Genomic DNA, 20,645 nt, shown 5'->3' on the forward strand with positions numbered 1-20,645 from the left:
CCTCCAAAATTTTCTTTATTATCCCATGATTTCATTTATTTGTAAATATTCACTATAAATTTTTAAACTAATCTTCTTAACTTGAGCACTCCAGCATTCTCTCTAAATCAACCATTGATTTACCTTCCGCTGCGAAGAGATTAAATTTTGCCTAACTCATCTATAAAGGCAGGCCTTTTTAAATACATGGTTCTTAGTTCATTTATCAGATCCGTTTGATTTTGCTTACCTGCAATTTTTTTATATTCCTTTATTTTTCTACAAACAACTTTATACTCTTTCCGATTCGATGAGGACTTTGCTGAGGATTTGACGTTATCCTTATATATCTCTATGACCTCTTCTTTACGTTGATCCAGTAACATCTCCGCATAAGTCTCTATTCTTTCTGGATTCCTTCTGACAAACTCCATGATTTCATCCAAATCATTTTCTTCCTCTATTAAGCGACGGAACATATCGCTTATTCGCCAGTCCCTTTCTTTTCTCATTTCATTTTTTAAGCTGCTATAAAAAACTGATTTGTCTCCTTCCGCTAATTCCTTAAGCTCTTTATAATATTCAAAATCCCCTTTAAAAAAGAGTTCCTTTGCCAGCTTTTCTTGCTCTGCTTTTAGTGATAGCCCTTTATACGCTAAATATCTTAGTTTTTTCCACTTCGATACTAAGCCCGCCAATTGGGTATCCTTTTTCTCTCCTTCTTCAGCCAATTCAATGACCTTACTAAAATTCTTTTCTTGAATGAACTTGTTAATTAATCGTTCTCTAAAGGATGTAAAATTTAGATGTTCATTAATAAATTGTTCTGCTTCTTCCTCCGCACCATATTTTTCAATGATATTGAATAATATTTGAAGCAGCTCCTCAATTCCGTATTTAGAATATTGATTACTGGATTTCTGATCGATTAAGGAATCTATTTTCGTTCTCAACTCATTCCTTAGTACTGGAACATGAGCAAATTCAGCACAAATTCCTAACAGTTGAATTTCGTAATCTTCCCACCCTTCAAAATATTTTTTATCAATTTGCTTTAATAGTGTATTGAAAACTAGTTCTTGCTGATGAAAATCTTTTTCTTTACTTCTATTTACTGTCTCTTCTATTACCGCTATCGTTTCTCTTACTAAAAAACCAATATCGCCACCAGAATCATCTGCAAATTGAAAAGCACCTATTGATTTTTCCAAAAATAAAAAAGCAATATCCAATGCTAAAAATACGTCTTCCGTATTTTCGATTTTTTCTAAAATTGTTTCCATTTCACGTACAAAAGAAGACACTTCTCTATAATGAATAAAACGTTCCTTACGATAATATTTCCGCACAATAGAATCGATTAGTTTTTTACGATTCTCAAATTCATCCTTTGCATCACCTTTTGAGTATCTAACGATAAGGCTGCTTTTTAATGTATCATTATCATCAGTAATTTCTAATATAATACTAACCAGTTCCTCTTTGGAAAGATTGTTTAAGACTTCATCTATAGTTGGCCTCTTTATGGACTTTACTTTTGGCTTACTATTATGAGATGCATCCAGAAGGGTTAAAAGTTCAAAATATGCAGCAACCTGATGTTTACATATTGGTCCAGAATCAAAAGGGCAATCACAATATGAATATAGTATTTCTCCGTTATCGCCGATTTGAACTACAACCTCGTAGTCTTCAGTTCCTTCAATATTAAAATAGTACTCATTATGTCCTTTTTTATATGTTTCTTTAATATATCCCTCTTCAAAATACGTGTAACCCCTGTCTAAGATGGTCTTATTTATCTCTTGAGAAAAATTATAAATATTCATCTCCGGCCTCCCCGATTAGTAGGTTCAAGTATCACTTTCCTTTAAATATTACTTAATACTAGTTCAAAATCCTTTCTCCTATTATAAAGTGAATTAAAAAAAGCACCCACACTTTTGCGAGGATGCCAATTTTTTTAATGTTATCATTACTAAAAGGTTTTTTTCATAGTATTAGAAAGTAAATGTGTATCCTAAACAGTCATTTTCCAATTTGATATCGCCAGCCATTTCTCCAGTTCCTTATAGTCCGGCATTATACTCCCAACAAGGCGCCAAAAGGATCTGTCATGATTGAGATGGACCATATGACACATTTCGTGGACGACTACGTAGTCGATCACCTTCTGTGGTGCCATCGCCAGCCTCCAATTAAATGTTAATTGGAGTTTTGAATCACAGGTTCCCCAAGTAGTTTTACTGTCAGAAATACGGATAGAACGAGGTTTTGTTTTAAAGTGGCTTTGATGAAACTGGATACTTTTTTCCACAAGAGCCTTACACTGTTGATAATAAAAACGTTTTAGAGCTTGTTTTATTTTTTCATCATCAAGCTGCTTTAGATTAATGGTTAACTGCTCTCCGTCAAAAACTACATAATCTTGTTCAATACTCGTTTCTTGAAAGATCCGTATTGGAAAGATTTTCCCTAAATAGAGAAAGCTCTCGCCATGCTCATAGACCTTTTCCTGCGGCCCGTTCAATCTATCCTTCATCTCTTTTAATTTCTGCTGAATCTGTTCCCATTTGTCCTCTATTAATTGAATCACTTTGTCTTCAGTTGTCCCTTTTGGGGCCTGTACTTCAACATTTCCATATGAATCAATCGTAATCCCGAAGGATGTTCGATTTTTGTACTTGATCTCAAAACGTATTGTCTCACCTAAGTAGGTATGTATCATATCTTCACCTATGGATCCTTTATACTGTTATCCCCTGTATTTGATAGCCAGTCCTTTTAAGAAGTTCCTCGCGAATTTATCTCCGCACTCCTTATAATTCTTGTGCCCTTCTTTTCTCAATAAAGCACCGAGCTCTCCTTTTGTTACTGTGATTCCTGCCTTTTCGAATATATCCAGCATATCCTCAGTAGTTAGTGATAGTGCTATTTTCACTTTCTTTAACAGGAGATTATTCACGTTTGCACTTTTCTTTAAAGCAGGTTCTGGTGCATCCGATTGTCCTGGTTTTGGCTCTTGTTTTCCTCTTTTAAAAATAATCAAGCCGTTTAAAAAAGAATCGAACATACTGTTATTACACTTTATTTGAAAGTCATTTTCTTCCTCATCATCTGATCTTGTGAGGATCTTTATCACTTCCGGCACCGTTACATCCATGCCGCCAAGCTTAAATATCTCTGCCATTTCTTTATTTTTTATTTCTATAGCGTATCTCAATCGAATTAAAATATCGTTATTATCCATCAATGGACCTCCTATTATTAAAACTAGCGCCTGTTACCACCCGATTTATCAATAATAATTAATAAGAATCAGGAGCAACAGGCACTTATCATATCCATCTTAGTGAAATGTTCGGAACTTTACAACTGCCTCGGCATGGCTAGGGCCAGACAAACAGATAATTTTATCGCGTTTTACCAAAAATATGATAATTTAACTGGATTATTAAAAGAAATAGAATTTAAAGCGGAACAGTTAGTTATCTTGGTTAATAAAAATATGGGGGAGCACCTTGATAGCCGATGCCTGAATACCCGAAACCTGGATATCCGAATCCTCCGTAGCCAAAGCCATAGCCAGGGTAACCAAAGCCACCCCAAGGACGGCTTCCTAAAGCTCCTCCTATACCTCCACCGATCAAGCCTCCCAATAATGCCCCTGCAAACGATCCAAAAAAGCCAAACCTTTGATCATTTGCATAATATGGGTTCCGATAAGGATACATACAGCCTACCTCCTTCTATTCATTACTTTCTCTGCTTTATCTCATATGCGAAAGCAACGGTTTTGGAGTGGGCTTTAGGCGTGATATTCAATTTATTAGAACCACTTCTTTCATTCCTCTATTTAGCCCTTTAGAAAAACTTGGCATTCGCCAAGTCCTTTTTGGCGGATGCCCTAGTTTTTCTTATGCGTTCAGAATTTATGGATATAAATTCTGATTAGCTAAAAAAGACTGCCTTCTTCTTATTAGAAGGCAGTCTAAAATTACTCAGAAGTATATGTGATAAAAATTCTGCAAATGGAAATAATGAGGGAACTTCCTTGTTTAGGTGCCATGAGATTTCATTATACCGCCATCCATACTAGATTTTCTGTACAGTTTTTCGAGTATAACTGAAATGAAATAAATTATGTTCTTATCATCTTATTAAGAAAAGCGCAAGCGCCCGTTCAGCGACGTATGGACTGGGGCCCGCTTCGACTGAGATAAAGGATACACGAAATGCAAAGCATTTCGATGTTGACTTATCGTAGGGAGAAGAGGGATGGACACTAGGCGCTGGGCGCTGGAGCTAGACAGTTACAAGGGACAAAAATTTTATACTTTCCTACCTTTTTAAAAGGCAACTCCCCAATAGGGGCAGCTGCCTTCTTTAAGTATTATTTTCGCAACAGCTTTTAGCGTGAGCAGAGTTTGTGACAACACATCGGGTGCTTTCAAGTTTTAAGCATTAAATAATATCCAGGAATTGCATGTAAGCGAGAATGGTTATTCCAACGATATCTTCACAATATCATCCAGATATTTTGTTGTATTATAACCATGTATTTCAAGCATTTTTGGTGTCACATTCTCTTCAGCGCTGTTACTGTTTAACTCTATCTTTTGAACTGTATCGAAGTAACGGGGATGGTCCTTTTGTTCATAGCCAATGATTTCATTCGGATTGTATTCTTTTCCGTTTTTATCTACCAGTACTCCATCATTAACTATCTCCATTGTATCTTCTCCCATAATATCGAATTGAAGCGACTCATATGCCCTGTTCTTGATTTCATGATTGCTTATCACAATTCTGGTAGGTTGTCCGGTTTCATACTTGTCTATAGAGATTGTACTGCCTGCATATTCAAAGGTTTGAGGATATTTATGGGAAGCATCGAGTTCGATGGTTTTCCTGTCCTCAACCGTTAAAATGGCTGATTCTAATTGAACAATGACCTCTTTTGGTTTTTTTCCAAAAAGCGGGTCATATTGGGCTTGAAAAGTAGTTGAATCCATATTTCCGCTTGAAAAAATGCTGCCATACGTATCAGCTTTTACTTTTTTATTGTTCACTTCAAGATGATCTATATTAAGAGCTTCAATTCGCTTCTTCGGCTGATCATTAGTAATATTGAATTGCAGGATCGTTGCTGTCGGAGCGATGGTTAATTTATCAAATCGAACCGGAATTCCCTCCACTTTTATTTCTTTATCCAATGCGTATTCGGCAGAGGGCTGCTTGGTTACAGGAAAGTTGAATTTCCACTCCCCCGCTTTTTCCATGTTCATAGAAGGGTTAATAGTATTCAGTAAAGAGGAATCCCGCATTAATTTCTGAAGCTTTGAGATTTTAAGTTTGATTGTTCCTTTATTCTCCCGTAGTGGCAATAGACTAATTTTTCCCCGATATATGTTCTTTTTTTGGTTATTTGCATCCGATTCCAGATCAGGAGGATAGTTCCTTTGATAAGAGTCATTACTCAAAAATTCAAGTCTGTTCTCCACAGATACTCCATCATTAACATCTATCATATATTGACTATCTTCAGCCGTATCTTCTATTTCATAAAAAACAAGCGTCTGAACATCATCTGCAATCGCGCTCTTGATTGTAATTTTCACGCCATCGCTTTCTGCTTCAAGGTTCAGCACTTCCCCCATGCCCTGACGCAGAAAGCCACGCAATTGCTGATCTTCTTCTGTATATGAATAGTAGAAATTAGTAAAATAACCCGTCAAAACTTCTATACTTATTAATAATGCGAAAATACTTGCAAAAGCAATTCCAATTCTTATTTGCTTCTTGTTCTTCAGCTGCCTATGCTTTTCCCTTTCTGCCAGCCTTGCTTTAATCTTCTGCATGAAATCGGATGGCAAATAGATATCTCCAATCCTTTCCGTAAAATTCACCATGGTTAACAGGACTTCCTGAAAGGCACCCAAATCCTCCTGACAATTTTGACAATGATAAATATGTATCTCGAAATCTACCTTTTCCGGCCGGTCCAGGTTTCTTTCCAAGTAATCCATGTAATCCTTATGATACTCTTTACAGCCATTTAAGCTTTGCCCATATCCCAGTCCTTTTTTAAGTGACTGGATTCCGGAGAACAAATGCTCCTTTAGTTTTTCCTCGGAAACATTAACAAGATGTGCTGCTTCCTCTCGAGGAATTCCTTTTATATATGTAAGGGCCATCGCTCCTTTCTCTTCCTCATTCAACCTATCAATCGCCTTAAATAAATCCTGGCGTGGTTCATCTGGTGCTTGTAAGCTTCCATCCTTAGAAAGCTCCTGGCAGGTTTGTACAAAAATGGATGTAACCCGCGTTTCGAACGATGTTTCTCGATTATATCGTGGAAACTCCTTGTGTACTTTTATGATGGAACGGTAAAAAAGCTCTTCCATTTGCTGCTGGCTCCGAAGGTAGACCCAACCTAGAATATAAAAGGATTGTTTATGCTGATCGAACCAATCAATGATAGATTCCATGGCTTTTTCTCTTATCGGAGCGATCGAAATGGGCTCTATTTTTGCTGGGATCATAAAGGTCCCCCCTTAAACATTTCTCTTTATACCTAATCATATAAACTAATCCAATTATTGACAATACATATAAATACGGCCTTTCTGGATTTTATGAACCGTTTCCCTAAATTGAAAAGAATCAGGCAATCCCTTATCACGAGCCTGCTTCTTTTAAAATTAACTTTGATGCAGCTTGGCTTAAGTAGTGATGGCAGTTTGCTATAAATGTAGTACTTTACTATTGTAATTGCCCTTCCCAAATATATAGAACTAGTAGTCTAAATAAAAGAGGAATTCACTGACCATATCACGAAACTAATCCTATTAACCAAAGGAGGATCTTATGAAACCACCTAAAGCAAAACGTATACCCCATCCTCATGAATTGCATGGCGATGTACGTGAAGACGACTTTTATTGGCTGAAGGATCGCACCAATGCGGAGGTCATCCATTATTTAGAGGAAGAGAATCGTTATTACGATGAAATCATGCACCCACTTAAGGAACAAACCGAACAAATTTATCAAAGCATGGTGGACCGTGTTCCCGATTCAGAAGTGAAAGTGCCGGTGCAGCATGGACAATTCTTCTACTATTCCCTTTTGGACAAAAACAAGCAATATCCAATCTATGCACGTAAGCAGGCCACAAACCGCGAGCTTCTGACAAAAGCGACAGAGGAAGTAGTGCTCGATCTGAATGAACTGGCCGCAAAAGGTGAGTATTTAAGCGTAACGATGCAGCGTATAAATACCGAGCATACCCGCCTTGCTTATTTGGAAAATCGAGATGGCACTGACCGATATACCATCTATATAAAGGATTTGGGGACAGGAGAGCTACTGCCCGACCGGATTCCGGATGTCTTTTTATACGGCAGCATGGAATGGAGCCGGTGCGGAGAATATATTTTTTACATAACGGTTGATGAGGGTCAACGTCCCTACCGCCTGTGGCGGCATCGTTTGGGAAGTGACGTAGAAAGTGATGAACTGATCTTTGAAGAAAAAGACATGACATTTACATTACTCGTGACTAAGTCGCAAAGCGGAAAATTTATTTTTGTGCATTCACGATCGAAAACGACGAGCGAGACTCGCCTGTTAGATGCGGATTCCCCGTTAACCCCTTTGCAGCTATTAGATGGAAGGCGTGAAGGAATAGAATATGATGTTGAGCATTGGGGAGATGACCTGCTTATACTGACAAACGAAGGGAGCTAAACTTTGAGTTATTCCGGTGTCCTCTCAATGACCTTCACTCACGGGTAAAAGTCGTTGAATACAGGGAGGATCGCTATCTTCAAGCCATGTACCCGTTCCGGGACACGCTGCTTGTCTTTGGCCGGGAGAACGGGCTGACGCAAATCTGGGTACTGAAAGGCAGTGAGTTGGAACAAATTGAATGGGATGAGCCCCTCTATACAGTTTCGATTTTATCCGGTCAAAGTTATGAAACAGCGGAAGTTTTAATCCAGTATGAGTCCTTGCTCACGCCAAAAACGACTTACGGGCTAAATTTGTTAACCGGAGAGAAGCATCATTTGCAAACTGCTCATGTCAGCGGTGAATATGATCCTTCCCACTTCCGCCAAGAGCAATTGTGGGCAGAAGCCGAGGATGGAGTCAAAGTGCCAATGACCGTCGTCTATCGGGAAGGAGCGCTTAGGTCTGGGCCTGCGCCCTTGATTTTGCATGGGTATGGATCTTATGGAGCAAACAGCGATCCGCATTTTGATCCGTATCGTCTGCCGTTGCTGGAGAAAGGAATTATATTTGTCACGGCGCAAGTGCGTGGCGGTTCCGAAATGGGACGGATTTGGTATAAAGACGGAAAAATGCGGAATAAACGAAACACGTTTACAGATTTTCTAGCTACAGCGAAATATCTTATTGAGCAGGAATACACAACTCCAAGTAAAATGGCGGCCCGCGGGGGCAGTGCGGGAGGTTTGCTCGTAGGCGCAGTGGCCAATATGGCCGGTGAGCTATTTCAGGTCATCGTTCCGGCAGTACCGTTCGTCGATGTAGTCACGACGATGCTCGATGCCACGATTCCCCTTACCACCCTCGAATGGGACGAATGGGGCAATCCTCAAAATCAAGAGGACTATTTCTATATGAAGTCATATAGCCCATACGACAATGTAGAAGCGAAGGACTATCCGCATATATATGTCACAACCGGCCTGAACGATCCGCGAGTTGCTTATTGGGAACCGGCCAAGTGGGTTGCACGCCTAAGAACCTTAAAAACTGATGACAACGTCCTTGTGCTCAAAACGAACATGGGTGCCGGCCACTTCGGCGCATCGGGCCGTTTCAACCACTTAAAGGAAGCCGCCGCCAGCTATGCATTCATACTCGATAAACTCGGCATCACTGCTGAATAAAAAAAATTACAACCCCCGGCAATCGGGGGTTTTTTGATTGTCGAGAAACCCACTGCCGTCCTAATATTAAGGTGTGCAAAAATTGGGTTTTAAAGGAACAGCCCCGATTTCAGAAAAGTTTTTTTCATAAAATCAGGGCTGAAATCGGAAATGTTTTTTTCGGGTTACATTTTTAAAATAAGTTGCGATACACAATCTATATGGTGGACTGCAATTGACAACACAAGGGATGCTGGTGAATCCGCACAAAAAAACCAACGAAGTGGGGACACACCAGTTTAATGTCTTACTTCATTTTAATCTTGAATTGTGACACTTCTACTGCTCACCCATTCCATCAAGACTCTTTGAGCCAAAACTATCGAGCAGTGCTCGCACTTCATCTGTTGACGATGTGCTCATTAATTGATTTCTTAATTCACTTGCTCCTCGGAACCCTTTGACATATATCTTAAAAAAGCGATGAAGCGCCTTGAACGGTCGCAGCTCCAAATTTGAATATTTATCATGCAGATCCATATGCAATCTTAAGAGACCGAGCAATTCCTCACTGCTATGATCTTTCGGCTCTTTTTCAAAGGCAAATGGATTTTTAAAAATCCCCCGCCCAATCATAACCCCATCAACACCATATTGATCAGCGAGCTTCAAGCCAGTTTGACGGTCAAGAATATCCCCATTGATGGTCAACAGTGTATCCGGTGCCACCTGGTCACGAAGTTTCATAATCTCCGGGATTAGTTCCCAATGAGCATCTACTTTGCTCATTTCCTCTCTTGTACGCAGATGAATTGAAAGATTAGCAATGTCTTGTTTCAATATGTGTGTCAGCCATCCGCGCCATTCGTCTATCTCTGTAAAACCAAGCCTTGTCTTTACACTTACGGGCAATCCTCCTGCTTTTGCTGCTTGTATTAAATCTGCTGCAACTTCTGGACGACGGATAAGGCCGCTTCCCTTCCCATGCTGCGCGACATTAGGTACAGGACAGCCCATATTGATATCAAGACCCCGATAGCCTAGCTCAGCCATGCCAATACTCATTTGCCGAAAGTTTTCGGGCTTATCTCCCCATATATGTGCTACAATAGGCTGTTCATCTTCTGTAAAAGTCAAACGCCCGCGCACACTGCGATTCCCCTCCGGGTGGCAGTAACTCTCACTGTTTGTAAACTCTGTAAAAAACACATCAGGTCTGGCTGCTTCACTTACTACATGGCGAAAAATAACATCCGTTACTTCTTCCATTGGTGCCAATATAAAAAAAGGTCGTGGTAAATCACGCCAAAAATTATCTTTCATTTTCAAAATTCAAATCCTCTCATTATGGGATACCAGTCCAACCCCTTATCCCAAAATTAAAAAGCAAGATGTCCGTGCTTCTTTTACACTTATACCATGTTTAAGCACTTTTTATCAAACGGATCGGTATGTTTCCATTAACTTCAAAAACTCTGTTCAACCAAATAAAATCCAAATTCCCAAATAATAAACAGAAACCTGGTTCGGTTTCTGCTTATTTTAATACTATTTCCGCGACTGCTTCGCAATGCATGGACTGTCATTGACAACACAAGGGATGTTGGTGGGTTTACTTTAGCCCCCTGAAATTTTAATAAAGAAAAGGAACAGTTCCTGAGGCTATTATCACAAATTATTAGGATTTCTACCTTTAGCAATGAATCACTCTTTAACTGGTAAACTATCTTCTCCAACTCGTTTTCAATGCCACTTAAATTTGATCGGACAAAAAAGGATGGGACTCCTGCTCCCACCCTTCTTATTATTCCGTTTCTTCTTGCATCTCTTCTATGCTAATCATCAGAATTTATTTTGACGTTATGTTGAAGTCTATTTTCACTGCAATTGACAACACAAGGGAATGTTGGTGGGTTTATTAACTAAGACTCCTTAAAAAGGAGCAATTTAAATGGATGGTTAACAGAGCATTACTGTTATTCATCCAATTCAACCGTTTTATTAACATCTGCCGATTCGGAATCTTGCCCTGTCATGCGTTTGTACATAAAGGCGACTTTCTTTACAAAATTACCGGTTTCCCAATATTCGGCTGCTTCTGCTTTTACCTTTATCAAAATAACATTAGGGTCATCATAGGAAGTTTGCGTAATTTTCTCATAAGCTTTGCTCCACAAATCCTTTTTTTTGTTTAAATCTTCTACAATTTCCGCTCTTCCACGGACGGAAACATATGATTTACCGGCATAAGCCACATTGACATCCTGATCATTTAAAATTTCCTCAAATTTATTAGTCTCTTTTTTTGTGAAAAACCATAAGTCACCATCAAACTCCACTTCTTGGGTTTTCATAGGACGGGAAACTAGACCTTCTTCAGTTACCGTAGTCAACATGGCCGTGTCTACATCTTTGATTAACTCTCTTAATGTTTCCATTTCTTCTTGTTTCATCATGTTAGACATTCCACCACCTCATTAGAGTTTACAGAGGTATACTACCCTTTACACCAACTTTTATTCTGGTTGGCGGATCACTAAACTACGTTGCATCTAAAAGAAAGTGCCTGTCACTCCACGAATTCTGCCGAAAAAAACACAACAAAATGGGGTAGTAACAGGCACTTTTTTATGATTATTCTTTTGTCTATTTTAATATCAACTGCGTTACACACTCAACATGTGTGGATTGTATGTGGCAACACATGAGGTGCTGGTGAGTTTTTAAAAATTTTACGAATATGATCTTGGAATACATCACTACTAGGTTGTCACCGTACAAGTCGATCAAGCATCAACAAAAACCGTCTATTCTCCGCAATTGTACTTGCACGGAATCCCGATGAATACCTCAAAATTGAACTGCAGTACTCGGTGCATTTGGGGGTGCACCCAAGAAGCTAGTAGCATAGTAAGATCATGGCGTAAAAAGTTTCCAATTCCCTTCAGTGACAACTTCGACCTCTCCGTCAATCACTTTGATGGCGGTTTGATCATCAATTGCATACGCCGGCCCCTGCATCCCGGCGGCCCATCTCTCTGCAGCAGCCATCGTGTTATACGGCAGCATCTCGTGATCCAGATGCGGGAACATTGCAAAATCGACCATACTCAGCGTTTCATCGCCACCACTCGGCGGATTCCAGCTAACGAAGAAGTCCCCAATTTTAGGTGCCATCACCATGCTACCGGCGCTCATTCCCACATAGACTGCGCCGAGCGACGGCAAGAGGTCCGCCAATCCGGACTGCTTCATCCAGTAACCCAGGTAGAGGGCGTCGCCTCCCGCCACCAGCAGGACGTCCGTCTCCCGTACCAGCGGCACCCAGCGGTCTTCACTAATACTTGGTAGCGCTGTGAGCTCCAGTATGCCGACGGATTTCCAGCCCAGGTCGACCATAGGATTATCTTCTTTTCCGCTGATGAACTCCCAAGCTTTGACGCCGGGGCCAACCCAGGGGTGTCCGTACATCGCGGTGGGGATGCACAGGGCGTTGGAGTCGGCGATCGACTTGTCCAGCATGTCAACCAACGCGTCATGTATGCTTTTGTTATTGATGCCTGCAGATGTAAGCAGAAATTTCACAACTCAACTCCTCCTCTTTGTATGTGTCTGACCTTGAGTTCTTCTGACTTTTAAAATGTGGCTGCGGACTCTATTAAAACAGTTTTGCCTGGTACAAGAGCCAAACTGACCCAATCGGTCACTTTTAAAACCCTTTATCGTTATAGGTATGGAACTGCATGCTGTATCCTAAGGTTTATATAAGGGTGCAGCAAGAGTCAAGAGAAAAAGATAAATAGATTTGTTGTTTTCATAAGGAAAGGGACTATTACGTTATCCCTTCCAGCTTTTTATATTAAGAAAAAGTGTAGCGTTTTTACTACAGTCAAAGATCTGACAGAATAATTGAATTTCGATAGTATCTTAAAGAAGATTAGGTGACATAGGGACGCTTCACCTTTCCATTTTACGAATATTCTGTACTTATTTCAAATAATTAGATTATAATTCTCTTATCAACCATTAAGGAGGAATTTCAATGAGAAACATCATGAACAAAACCGTACAAACATATAAGGGGGAAACACTTCTTTAATTGTAACGGTGTACTCCCTTATATGTGTTTATTTAAATAACACATAAAGGGGTAACTCATGGATTTTCCAGTCAAAAAATTTTTTTCATATTATAAGCTGTATCTTAAATTGTTTATGTCCATTTTGACATGTGCCTTTTTGATATCTGCATTGTCCTTGTTGTTTCCGTTGCTCGTCCGGTATATTACGAAGGATGTCCTTGAGGGGGACCTGTCAATCGTATTAAATAAAGTGTATTGGATTGGTGGGCTGATGCTTGTTCTTACCGCAATCCAGAATATTGGAAACTACTTTGTGGACTATAAGGGCCATGAATTGGGTGCCAGAATAGAAAGCAACCTCCGTACCGAGCTGTTTGAACACATGCAAAAGCTTTCGTTTAGCTTTTATGATAAGGAAAAGACCGGTCAGCTTATGTCCAGGATTACGAACGACCTGCTTTGGCTATCCGAGCTTTACCATCACGGCCCTGAAGATTACCTTAAATATCTCGTCCGCTTTATCGGAGCGTTTGTCATCTTGTTCTTTATTAACGCGCCATTGACGATTGTGATATTCTGCTTTTTACCGATTCTGGGGTTCTTTACTTTATATTTCAACAAGATGGAAAACAAGGCATTAATAAGAAACAAAGAAAGAATTGGAGACGTAAATGCCCAGGTGGAGGATAGTCTGGCTGGCATCCGGGTTGTTAAATCATTTGCCAATGAGCAGGTAGAAATAGGGAAGTTTAACCGCGAAAATAACCGTTTCCTTGAAAGCAGGATCAGCTTCTATAAGACAGAGGCTAACTTTTACAATGGATTACAAACGCTCATCCAGCTGATAACGATTGCAGTAATCATCTTCGGAAGTTCAAGCATCGTGAAAAATACACTCGATTTAGCAGATTTGATCACTTTTATGCTGTATATAAACTTTATGCTTGAACCAATTCAAAAAATGGCTCAAATGAGCATGCTATTCCAGGAAGGAATCACCGGCTTCCAACGCTTTACGGAAATCATGAATCTACAGCCCGCAATCGAAAACAAACCGAATGCAGTTACACTAAGGGAAGTCCGTGGCGAAATTGAGTTTAAGCACGTTCAATTCCGGTACGAAGACCATTTGGACCATGTCCTTGATAATATGTCACTGAAAATACAGCCAGGAGAATATGTTGCCTTGGTTGGCCCCTCGGGTGCAGGCAAAACCACTTTCTGCTCGCTCATCCCGCGCTTTTATGATGTGACAGACGGCAAGGTAATGCTGGACGGAATCGATGTCCGTGATATCGATCTTTATTCATTAAGAAAAAACATCGGGATCGTTCAGCAGGATGTTTATCTGTTTGCAGGAACGGTAATGGAAAATATCAGCTACGGGAATCCCCATGCATGTGATGAGGAAATTATGGCTGCAGCCAAGTGCGCCAATGCACATGACTTTATCATGAAGCTGCCAGACGGTTACCAATCCGAAATTGGTCAGCGGGGGGTCAGGCTTTCGGGCGGACAAAAGCAGCGGCTTAGCATCGCCCGCGTTTTCCTTAAGAATCCGCCAGTCCTTATTTTGGATGAAGCAACGAGTGCACTCGATAACGAAAGCGAAAGCATCATTAAGGACTCACTAGAGTTGCTCGCAAAAGGGCGAACAACCCTCGTCATAGCCCACCGCCTTTCAACAATTCGGAACGCACAGCGGATCATCGTTTTGACTGAAGAGGGTATTGTGGAAGAAGGAACACATGATACGCTGCTTGCAAAGCATGGAGCTTATTCAAACCTCTACTCCAAACAGTTTGAATCAATATTGTAATTTTCTTGTTAACTCGGCTCTTAAAAAGGGGCGAGTTTTTTCCAGCTTTCAAAGCCTAAGATCTAAAAACGGAAATTTCTTAGTCAAAATTCCATTCAACAAACAAAAAGACAACTCCCGAATGGGTCAGTTGCCTTCTTTTAATATTATTTGCGCGACTGCTTCTACATGTGTTGAGTGTATGTGGCAATACATGAGATGTCTGATGAGTTTATTCTTTCTTAGGGAGTTCAACAGTAAATGGTTTTAATTCCTTAGATGCGACAAAGCTTGAAAAATCAAATAAAAACATTGTATTTCCCAGCTTAAAATTCTCAATCCTTTCTTGTCCGTTTAAGTCGAAAGTAGATTGGAAGTGTGCTGTGGCCTTATCAATCAATTTTACTTTATTAAACGGAACACCGTGGTTTTTAGGTGGCCAAGGATTTTCCGGGTCGATTTTGGCTAGATAATCCTTATCAACCAACCAGATAAGATACTCCAAATTCTGATTAATCGTTTCGAGTTTACGTTGACTCAGGTTCTTCGGAAGCCCTGTAAGTTGATAATCTATTACCAATTCCTCGCCTTTTTGGGTAACATCATTTACCTGCACGCCTAAATCAAACCGTTTGCTGTTTAATGTAAAGGTTTTTTTGTCCAAAAGCTGGTGGACTTTAGGGTCAGCGAACGAGAGTGTCGGATAAAACGTAAGCGAAGAAATATCCTTATCTACGATTGTCATTGCCCTCCGGACAGTGCTATGGAACCCATCCTTCTGTGTAGATTCGGAAAGGTCAGTTCCATTGTCAAACCGATACACCTTTCCTTTATCATCCACGGCTTTATCAATATAAATGTCATCGCCCTTGTATTTCTCTACTATTTCATAAGTAAGAGTCGAGGACGCTTTTGCAGTAAGAATTTTTTCCAACTTGATTTTCACCCCATCATCAGGGTAGGCCTGTTCCTGTTCGATTGCCAGGGTAGTGTTTTTGTCCTGCTGAAATGGAATATCAAAGTTCCATTCACCCTTAATGCCGTTAATACTATGTATGGTAACGGGGAGAGTGAACTGGTCTGGAATTTTTTCATATGGGTATTCTGTTTTCCACTGAAAGTTGTATCCGTTTTTCACTTTTCTGATATCATGCGATATTCCAAGCCAAGGATCATGATCTCCTTTATTCCCCTCAAAGTTTAAATCAAAGCTCACTTCCCCTTTTTCGTTATGCCCCTTTTCAACATCCTCATCGACAAATCCGGTAATGGAAATAATGTTGCCGTCAAAATAAGAACTGGTCAGCTTCACGGTTACTCCGTTTTTCGTTTGGGATTGATTTAATACAGTCACAGCATCCTGGTTTGCTAGATTTACACCCGTTGAATCATCAAATTCTTGAAAGAGGGCGCCTATTAAAGGTGCATTTGCTAATACTTTGTTCATAGTTGGGTTGATAAAGCCTGAAGCAAGCGTAATCCCAAGAAGCGCAGCCGCAGTGGCCGAACCTGCCAGAACCTTCTTTTTCTTCGAATGTCCACCCTGGCTTGCTTTTGTGAGGCCCTTTTCAATTGCTTCAAACACTTTTTCTTTTGGCACAGGTATTTGTTCAATTGCTGCCTTCATTTCCTTATTATCCATGGCACTTGCCCTCCTCCTCGTTATAAGACTTTTTTAATTCGGCTTTCCCTCTGCTTAAATATGTTTTTACGGTGCTTTCAGGAATCTCCATGACACTGCTAATCGTTTTAATCGAGTAATCGTAATAGTAAAAAAGTATAATCGCTGTACGGTAATTCTCTTTCAGCTGCTTAATTGCATTTAGCAGTTGTAAGGATTCTTCAATGTATACATTTGCTTGGCCCGGCAGATTCGACAATATTTCATCACTCAGCGGAACAACATTGTTCTTTCTCTTTAGAACCCTGCCTGAACAACGAATGACAATCCTGGTAAACCAGGTCGAAAAATACTCCGGATTTTTTAACGAATGAATAGATGTAAAGGCCTGATAGGTTGCCTCCTGGACAACATCCAACGCATCTGCTTCGTTATGTACATAAAGATATGCAGTCCGATAGATTCTTTCATAATGCTCTTGAACTAACTTTTCAAAGGCGCCCTTATTACCCTTGATTGCTTTTTTTACTAGCCGATGGCTTTCCGTTTCCATCTTCTATGACCCCCTTTACTAATTAGTGGAATCTATACTCTAAAAAAGTTTCAAAAAGTTAAAGTTTTTTCAAAGAACAGCATAGCATGCAAATAGAATCCTAAGTTCAAAAAAATAACAGAAACCATACTTGGTTTCTGCTAACTTCAATCTATTTTAGACCGTAGTAAGTTGACGGCGTAAATCTTTATTTAACTGGTTCAGGTTGCTCTTGCCCTTCTAGCTCTTTCCAAACAGCAATAATAAATTCCGAATCATCTGGAGGTACCCATTCGGATCTTGCTTGATTCAGGTTATCCCAATTATAGTAATCTAATACGGTCGAGTTACTGTGATCAAGTTCCTGTTGTAGCCGAATTCCATAAGAAGATTTTACGATGTTCAATAGCCTTGGAGGCATATCTTGGAGTTCCTTCCCCTGTAGGTATTCATAAGCAGCAAACGACTTGGAACTTCCTTTTTCATAATCCGGAGGCATTTCTTCTTCAAATGTATATTGAAAAACAAATTTTTTGTTACCTTTTATATCACATAACCGTTCAATTTTGTGATTTAAAGTTAGTACCTTTTTAAGCGCCGCTACTGTCTTTATTTCTCCTTTTTTATTATGTTCAGTCATATCGAAATCGTGTATGCAGGTATATTGAACTCCAAAGTTATTGAGGACGTTCAATACCACATACATTGTGCCTTTGCCTGCACAGTTTACTACAGATGTTCTATTGTAAATTTCACTGTCCAAGCCTCCACTACTAACTAGCTTTTCACCGATTATTTTTAATGCAACAACCTCAGTATCGCCTTCAACTAAAATTACGTTATTGGCAAAAAATATTTCATTAACATACGGGTTAAATCTTAATAATGCTTGAAATTTATCTTTTTCATGACTCGGTAAGCCATAAATGTCCGAGTTTACCTGACTAACTACAACATTTTTATCCTCATTCAACGAAAGCTTAGCTAATGTCCTGTGCGGCTTAGCTAAATCAATGAAATTTGGTGAATGGGATGTTGCCAAAACTTGAAAGAAACCTTCATCTGCCAGGCTATAGAGTGTTTCCTTAAAAACTCTTGCAAGATGAGGATGGAGATATAACTCGGGTTCTTCTATAGCAATTATTAAAGGGCGATTTACTCCTTTATCCTCTCCTTGGTATTTTTTCATGTACATCTTAAACCCTTTAAGTATCGAAAGCATAAATGTCCGTTGCACTCCATTACCCTGGTGCGACAGCATAGTTTCTAGCCCATTAAAGTCAAAATTAGGTTTTAAGGAAGTACTCACTATTTCGTCCAGCGGGTTGACGTCCACATTAAATCTAATTTTGGTTGAAGTAACTTCTTTTAAGAAACCTTGCACTTCTTCCTCAAAGAATTTGATTTTTTCGTTATCATGTGAATTGATTTTATCTTGTAATAGCTGTGTTTTCTCTTTAGCTTCTTTATATTCATCTAGTCCTCGAATAACATCTTTATACAAAGCGTACAAGGTTTTCATATAAGGAGAAGAATCTTTTATATCATCATTGGCATTTTTAACCGCTGGTATGTAGATTACCTCGGGAAACGCGCTTAAAAAATGGGTTCCATTTTTTCCCCCTCCCATTTTTCCATCCCAGCCATCGCTTCCGAGATCGTGTTCCTCATTTCCCGAGAGTTTTGATGCACGTTCTACCTTTTCTCCCAAACGATATACTGCCCTTACGATAAACTTTCCGGTTGGGCCATGAAGCGACGCTCTAATACCATGGAGATTAATTTCTTCATCTGTTAAATCTGAAAAAGTAGCATGAAAACTAATTGGATTAGAAGTGTTGTGTCTATGATAAAGGTTTTTTTCCAGCATTGTGTCGCTGGATCCAAACTTACACAATGCTTCTAATACTGTACTCTTACTGCAGTTATTAGGGCCAATAATTATAGATATGTTTTCTATGTCTATAGTTAGTTCTTTAATGCCTTTAAAATTTCTGATAGTCAGCTTTGTTAGTTTCATAAACATCCCCTCCTTCTCCAATATTTTACTATATATTACAAAATATTCCCATTACTTATTAAAAAGCCTTAATAAAACCTTGCACTTTATTTTTTAAAAGGTTTTATTAACGACAGAGTAAATCCTCAAAAGGGTCAGAGACGCTACCTCTGTCTAAACGCTGTCGTTATCCGGGTTCGACAATAAAAATCGGAGAAAAGAATAATTAACCGTGGGAGAGCCCTTAAGTCACGATAAATAAGAGGTTGGTGAGCTGAGCCGATGCAGAAAATCAGCGTAGCAATCATTAGGCAAGGTCTTTCTGCTGTTTATGACCGGATTGCGAGACTTAGAGAAGCGGGAACGGCTTCTTGCAGTAACGGTTCGGTGGAGTTTCGATTGGTTATGGCCAATGGTACTTGTCACGATATATGCGGGCGAAACTGCATATGCTTATTAATAGCTAGTGGCAAGGTGAAGAGATTCAGGTACTAAACAGCAGCGTCATCAAGTTCCCTGCTTTATACTAAAGTATATATTTGAGTACCACTTCCTCTGTTCACGTGTCTCCGAACCGTGGACAGGGGAGGGTACTATTTCGTAGTCAGTAGCCCGCATAACCTAAAGTATATAAATATAGCCTGCAGACCTACATACACTGGTACGAAATTTTAAACTACGACGAGATGAGACCAACAGCACCCTCCCATGGCAACGTTATAAACATCTGTATTAGCAATCAACAACCACGGGTGCGACAGTGATCACTTGTTCTTGTCCTGGAGAAACAATATAAATTTATTATTCAACAGGCAGCTGTATTGAAGGACTGTTGTTCTTTCTTGTTGAAATTCTTATTCGGGCAGTTTAGTTCAATAAGAGCATTTGACCAATAATGCGTCTTATTAAACAAAAGAAGAGCTTTATAGCTCTCCTATTAGACTGTCAAATGCAAAATGTGTTGTGGACCTTTTGGACCTTCATAAAATTCGTTCTCGTCTACAAATCCTGTTTTTAAATAAAGTTTATAAGCAGGCGTATTTCTCTTATTGACACCGAGGACAATTTCGTCAGTTCCAGAAAGATTATTTTTAACAAAATCAGACAATAGCTGAAGCCCTTTCTTTGCAAATCCCTTTCCTTGATTTCTTGAATCAATTGAGAAAGCTGTCAGTAAACGAGCATTAGTATTATTGCTGTACTTTAAAAGCTTTTCACCATCTTCTAAAGCAAAATAGCCTACAGGAACACTGTTTTCAAGAATTAATACATGTTTAGCACTGTTAGAAACATTAGGATTATTAATTTTATCCAAAGGCATACTGGTAAATTGAAGTTGCTCTTCAGGTAAATGGTAGTTGGATAGATGTTCATCGTATGAATTGGTGTACTCGACCAGTACAACTGAAGATTTTAAGTTGTTAGACAGCATTATATTTACCCCCAATATATGGAATGATTTAAGTATAGTCTATTAATCGTTAATGAACAAGAAAAATAGAACATACATTCTGTGAAGCTTATAATAAAATCGAACGAAGAAACCCAAGGGAAGGAGGACAAACACACCACGAATGGTCCTTATTTAGATTTCAAGAAAAAGAAGTAGTGATGAACAGTACGACCATAAGTAGTAATCAAAGAGAAGGTGCTTATTCAACTACCATGAAAATTAACTTCTATTAAAAGGAAAAAAGGCAATACTAAAATAAGACGCAGCTCATTCGTTTTTAAA

General features: G+C 39.4%; 14 protein-coding genes and 1 pseudogene. 3 read left to right on the top strand and 12 right to left on the bottom strand.

Translation table 11 applies throughout. The features are described from left to right. Positions 1-140 precede the first annotated feature (140 nt). The 5 genes from G8761_RS13915 to G8761_RS13935 form a co-directional block, all read right to left on the bottom strand. A complete protein-coding gene (locus G8761_RS13915) occupies positions 141-1,808 on the bottom strand; it encodes an SWIM zinc finger family protein (protein WP_166027631.1) in 1,668 nt (555 codons plus the stop codon). A 191-nt stretch (positions 1,809-1,999) separates the two neighbouring features. Then, the gene (locus G8761_RS13920) at positions 2,000-2,707 is read right to left on the bottom strand and encodes a M48 family metallopeptidase (protein ID WP_166027632.1); all 708 of its coding nucleotides are present in this window, start codon (positions 2,705-2,707) and stop codon (positions 2,000-2,002) included. Positions 2,708-2,734: 27 nt separating this feature from the next. Then, complete coding sequence (locus tag G8761_RS13925; protein ID WP_166027633.1) at positions 2,735-3,229, bottom strand: YehS family protein; 495 nt, start codon at positions 3,227-3,229, stop codon at positions 2,735-2,737. A gap of 247 nt (positions 3,230-3,476) precedes the next feature. Then, the gene (locus tag G8761_RS13930; RefSeq protein ID WP_166027634.1) at positions 3,477-3,713 is read right to left on the bottom strand and encodes a hypothetical protein; all 237 of its coding nucleotides are present in this window, start codon (positions 3,711-3,713) and stop codon (positions 3,477-3,479) included. Between the two features lie 768 nt (positions 3,714-4,481). Next, complete coding sequence (locus G8761_RS13935; RefSeq protein WP_166027636.1) at positions 4,482-6,524, bottom strand: DUF4179 domain-containing protein; 2,043 nt, start codon at positions 6,522-6,524, stop codon at positions 4,482-4,484. A gap of 325 nt (positions 6,525-6,849) precedes the next feature. Here G8761_RS13935 and G8761_RS27215 point away from each other — a divergent pair. Both G8761_RS27215 and G8761_RS27220 read left to right on the top strand, forming a co-directional pair. Further along, a pseudogene (locus G8761_RS27215) lies at positions 6,850-7,997 on the top strand (S9 family peptidase); the annotation flags it as partial. Positions 7,998-8,144: 147 nt separating this feature from the next. Then, complete coding sequence (locus tag G8761_RS27220; protein WP_243450024.1) at positions 8,145-8,900, top strand: prolyl oligopeptidase family serine peptidase; 756 nt, start codon at positions 8,145-8,147, stop codon at positions 8,898-8,900. Positions 8,901-9,218: 318 nt separating this feature from the next. On the opposite strand, the gene G8761_RS13945 is transcribed toward G8761_RS27220, so the two are convergent. The 3 genes from G8761_RS13945 to G8761_RS13955 form a co-directional block, all read right to left on the bottom strand. Next, positions 9,219-10,202, bottom strand: a complete 984-nt coding sequence (locus G8761_RS13945) for a tRNA dihydrouridine synthase (protein ID WP_166027692.1) — start codon at positions 10,200-10,202, stop codon at positions 9,219-9,221. Positions 10,203-10,855: 653 nt separating this feature from the next. Further along, entirely contained in the window at positions 10,856-11,344 is a 489-nt protein-coding gene (locus G8761_RS13950) for a pyridoxamine 5'-phosphate oxidase family protein (protein WP_166027638.1), read from the bottom strand. A 451-nt stretch (positions 11,345-11,795) separates the two neighbouring features. Next, positions 11,796-12,464, bottom strand: a complete 669-nt coding sequence (locus G8761_RS13955) for a Type 1 glutamine amidotransferase-like domain-containing protein (protein WP_166027640.1) — start codon at positions 12,462-12,464, stop codon at positions 11,796-11,798. A 572-nt stretch (positions 12,465-13,036) separates the two neighbouring features. On the opposite strand from G8761_RS13955, the gene G8761_RS13960 reads away from it, so the two are divergent. After that, positions 13,037-14,779 (top strand): ABC transporter ATP-binding protein, encoded by a 1,743-nt coding sequence (locus G8761_RS13960; RefSeq protein WP_166027642.1) that lies wholly within the window; start codon positions 13,037-13,039, stop codon positions 14,777-14,779. A 211-nt stretch (positions 14,780-14,990) separates the two neighbouring features. Here G8761_RS13960 and G8761_RS13965 read toward each other — a convergent pair whose 3' ends face one another. The 4 genes from G8761_RS13965 to G8761_RS13980 form a co-directional block, all read right to left on the bottom strand. Next, entirely contained in the window at positions 14,991-16,400 is a 1,410-nt protein-coding gene (locus G8761_RS13965; RefSeq protein ID WP_166027644.1) for a DUF4179 domain-containing protein, read from the bottom strand. After that, positions 16,393-16,932 carry a sigma-70 family RNA polymerase sigma factor gene (locus tag G8761_RS13970; protein WP_166027646.1) on the bottom strand — a complete coding sequence of 180 codons (540 nt, stop codon included), beginning with the start codon at positions 16,930-16,932 and terminating at the stop codon, positions 16,393-16,395. Before G8761_RS13970 ends, G8761_RS13965 begins: the two co-directional genes overlap by 8 nt. A 187-nt stretch (positions 16,933-17,119) precedes the next feature. Continuing rightward, on the bottom strand, positions 17,120-18,931 hold the full coding sequence (locus tag G8761_RS13975) for an ATP-dependent nuclease (RefSeq protein ID WP_166027648.1): 1,812 nt from the start codon (positions 18,929-18,931) through the stop codon (positions 17,120-17,122). A 916-nt stretch (positions 18,932-19,847) separates the two neighbouring features. Beyond that, positions 19,848-20,342 (bottom strand): GNAT family N-acetyltransferase, encoded by a 495-nt coding sequence (locus G8761_RS13980; protein ID WP_166027651.1) that lies wholly within the window; start codon positions 20,340-20,342, stop codon positions 19,848-19,850. Between the last annotated feature and the right edge of the window lie 303 nt (positions 20,343-20,645).

Source organism: Neobacillus terrae, from assembly GCF_011393025.1.
Taxonomy (GTDB): Bacteria; Bacillota; Bacilli; order Bacillales; family Cytobacillaceae; genus Neobacillus_A; species Neobacillus_A terrae.